This is a genomic window from Luteimonas saliphila, assembly GCF_016774335.1.
GTDB classification, from domain to species: domain Bacteria; phylum Pseudomonadota; class Gammaproteobacteria; order Xanthomonadales; family Xanthomonadaceae; genus Luteimonas; species Luteimonas saliphila.
The window spans coordinates 1-3,039 of sequence record NZ_JAETWA010000005.1; the positions used below are offsets into that span (position 1 = coordinate 1).

A 3,039-nucleotide genomic window follows, 5' to 3' on the forward strand; every position below is an offset into this window, starting at 1 on the left:
GCGACCGTCTCCCACGCGTGGTCGTGGGAGGGCCTTCGGCGCGACCTCCCGCAGCCAGCCTCGCGTATCCGCCGCCGCGGGCGGGGCATCGCGGCCGAAGCCGCTCCTACGGGCTGCCCACGTGCGATTGTAGGAGCGCCTTCAGGCGCGACCGCCTCCCACGCGCCGTCGTGGAAACGCCCTCCGTGCACGCGGAGCAAGCGCGGGGGCGACTAAAGCCCCGCATACCCGCGATACAGCCCGATCAACTGCTCGCCCCACATGAAGACGATCCACCCGGCGATCGCCAGGTACGGCCCGAACGGGATCGGCGTGGCGCGGTCGCGGCCCTTCATCGCCAGCCAGATCGAACCGACCAGCGCGCCGACCACCGACGAGAGCAGGATGATCGGCAACACGCCCGCCAGCCCCACCCAGGCGCCCAGCGCGGCCAGCAGCTTGAAATCGCCGTGGCCCATGCCTTCCTTGCCGGTGACCTGCTTGAACACCCACCACACCGACCACAGGCTCGCGTAGCCGACGATCGCGCCGAGCAGGGCGGGCTTGGCCGGCATGTACAGGTGGTCGGCCGCGGCGATCAGCCCCAGCCACATCAGCGGCAGGGTGAGCGAATCGGGCAGCAGCTGCGTGCGCAGGTCGATGCCCGACAGGGCGATCAGGAAACAGGTCAGCAGGCACGCCCCGAAGCCCTGCCAGCCGAACCCGAAGCGCCACACGCACAGCGCGCACAGCACCGCCGTGAGCAGTTCCACCAGCGGGTACTGGATCGAGATCGGCGCCTTGCAGTTGCGACACTTGCCGCGCAGCGCCAGCCAGCTGAACAGCGGGATGTTCTCGTACCACGACAACTGGTGCCCGCAGTGTGGGCAATGCGAGCGCTCGACCACGATCCCGGGCGGGGGCGGGTCGTAGAGCTCCGGCTCGCCGAGCACCTCGCGCGCGTCGCGGTTCCACTCCCACTCCATGCGCCGCGGCAGGCGCAGGATCACCACGTTGAGGAAGCTGCCCACGAGGAGGCCCAGCCCGGCGACCATCGGGTAGCCGAGTTCGGGGTTCTGGTCGAGGTAAGCCATCTAGGTGTGTCTACCGGAAGCGTCCACGAATCAACCTGTCATTCCGAGCGCAGCGGGGAAGCGCCATGAATAAAGTTGTCATTCCGAGCGCAGCGAGGAATCTGCCTGCGGCCGCGTTGCAGGAGGATACAAGCAGATTCCTCGCTGCGCTCGGAATGACAGGTGCCTGTGCCTGGCGACAGGTGCCGGTGTGCGCAACGATGGATGCCATTACCCGGTAATGGCAGGTACCGGTGTGCGCAATGACGGATGCCGGCGCCCGGAGTGACGAGTGCCGGTGCCCGGAAGGACAGGTGCCGCATCCGGAAGATCGTGCAGCCGTCAGATCGTCGCGGCGAGCTTGAAGATCGGCAGGTACATGCCGATCACCATCGCACCGACGACCGCGCCGATCACCACCATGATCAGCGGCTCGAGCAGGCTGCTCAACGCGTCCACGGCGTTGTTCACTTCCTCCTCGTAGAACTCGGCCACCTTGAACAGCATGGTGTCGAGCGCACCGGCCTCCTCGCCGATCGCGGTCATCTGCACCACCATGTGCGGGAACAGGTTCACCTGCTTCATCGCCATGTTGACCTGGTAACCGACCGAGATGTCGTCGCGCATGCGCAGCACCGCCTGCTCGTACACCTTGTTGCCGGTGGCGCCGGCCACGATCCCCATCGCCTCGACCAGCGGCACGCCGGCCTTGAAGGTCACGGCCAGGGTGCGGGCGAAGCGGGCGATCGACGCGTTGTGCAGGACCTGCCCGATCACCGGGATCTTCAGGCTCAGCCGGTCCATCGTATGCTGCAGTCTCGGCGAGCGCTTGAGCGCGAAGATGAAGCCGAAGATGCCGCCGCCGACCACCAGCAGGATCATCCACCACCACTTCAGGATGAACTTGCTGGCGCCGATGATGAGCTGGGTGAATGCCGGCAGCTCCGCGCCGAAACTGGCGAAGGTCGCCTCGAACTGGGGCACCACCACGATCAGCAGCAGCGCGCTGACCAGGATCGCCACGACGATGACCATCGCCGGATAGAACAGCGCCTTCTTGATCTTGCCCTTGAGGGTCTCGATATTTTCCTTGTACGTGGCGATGGTGTCGAGCACCGTTTCCAGCACGCCGGCGCCTTCGCCGGCCTTCACCAGGTTGCGGTACAGCTCGTCGAACTGCACCGGGTGCTTGCTCATCGCCTCGTAGATCGACGAGCCGCCCTCGATGTCCACGCGCAGGGTGTCGACCAGCTTCTTCATCCGCACGTTCTTGTTGCCGTTGCCGATGATCTCCAGCGCCGCGACCAGCGGTACGCCGGATTTGATCATCGTCGCCAGCTGGCGACTGAAGACCGCGATGTCCTTCGCCGTGATCGGCTTGCCCGTGCCCCCGAACAGCGGCTTGGGCTTGTTCTTGACGAGCGTCGGCGAGATGCCGCGACGACGCAGCTCGGCGCGCAGCATGTTGGCGTTCTTGGACTGCTCCTCGCCCTTCATCCTGACGCCGCGCTTGTCGGTGCCCTCCCAGACGAAGGTGTCCTGCGTCACCCCGGCACGGGCGACGGGTCTGGTAGCGGTCTTGGCGGCGGAGCGTGTCACGGCCATCGGTGGTTCCCCTGATGCTCGCCGGCCTCCCCAGCCGACGAATTCCCTTGGATGTTAGCCGTTTACGCGGCGAAGTGAAATTCAAGTATGTGACGGCCGACCGGGTTTGGCCTGCCGGGGGCGTCCCGGCCGCCGGATTCGACGCCGCCACGCTCTGGCGGACATGGTCGGGCCGATACACGCAGGCGATTCGGGCTGTCCGACGCGTTGAAGAAGCCGGTCGCGCCTGAAGGCGCTCCTACAGGCGACAGGGCCGTCGTAGGAGCGGCTTCAGCCGCGACCCGCGACCCCGCGTTCGATCGGCAGATGCGTCGAGATTCCGGTCGCGCCTGAAGGCGCTCCTACGGGCCGATGGGCCGTTGTAGGAGCGGCTTCAGCCGCG

General features: G+C 66.6%; 2 protein-coding genes. Both read right to left on the bottom strand.

Features of this window, described 5'->3' with window-relative positions; translation table 11 throughout:
• Positions 1–212: 212 nt before the first annotated feature.
• Entirely contained in the window at positions 213–1,073 is an 861-nt protein-coding gene (locus tag JMO03_RS00220; RefSeq protein WP_202839041.1) for a prepilin peptidase, read from the bottom strand.
• A gap of 321 nt (positions 1,074–1,394) precedes the next feature.
• The gene (locus tag JMO03_RS00225) at positions 1,395–2,657 is read right to left on the bottom strand and encodes a type II secretion system F family protein (RefSeq protein WP_202839043.1); all 1,263 of its coding nucleotides are present in this window, start codon (positions 2,655–2,657) and stop codon (positions 1,395–1,397) included.
• Between the last annotated feature and the right edge of the window lie 382 nt (positions 2,658–3,039).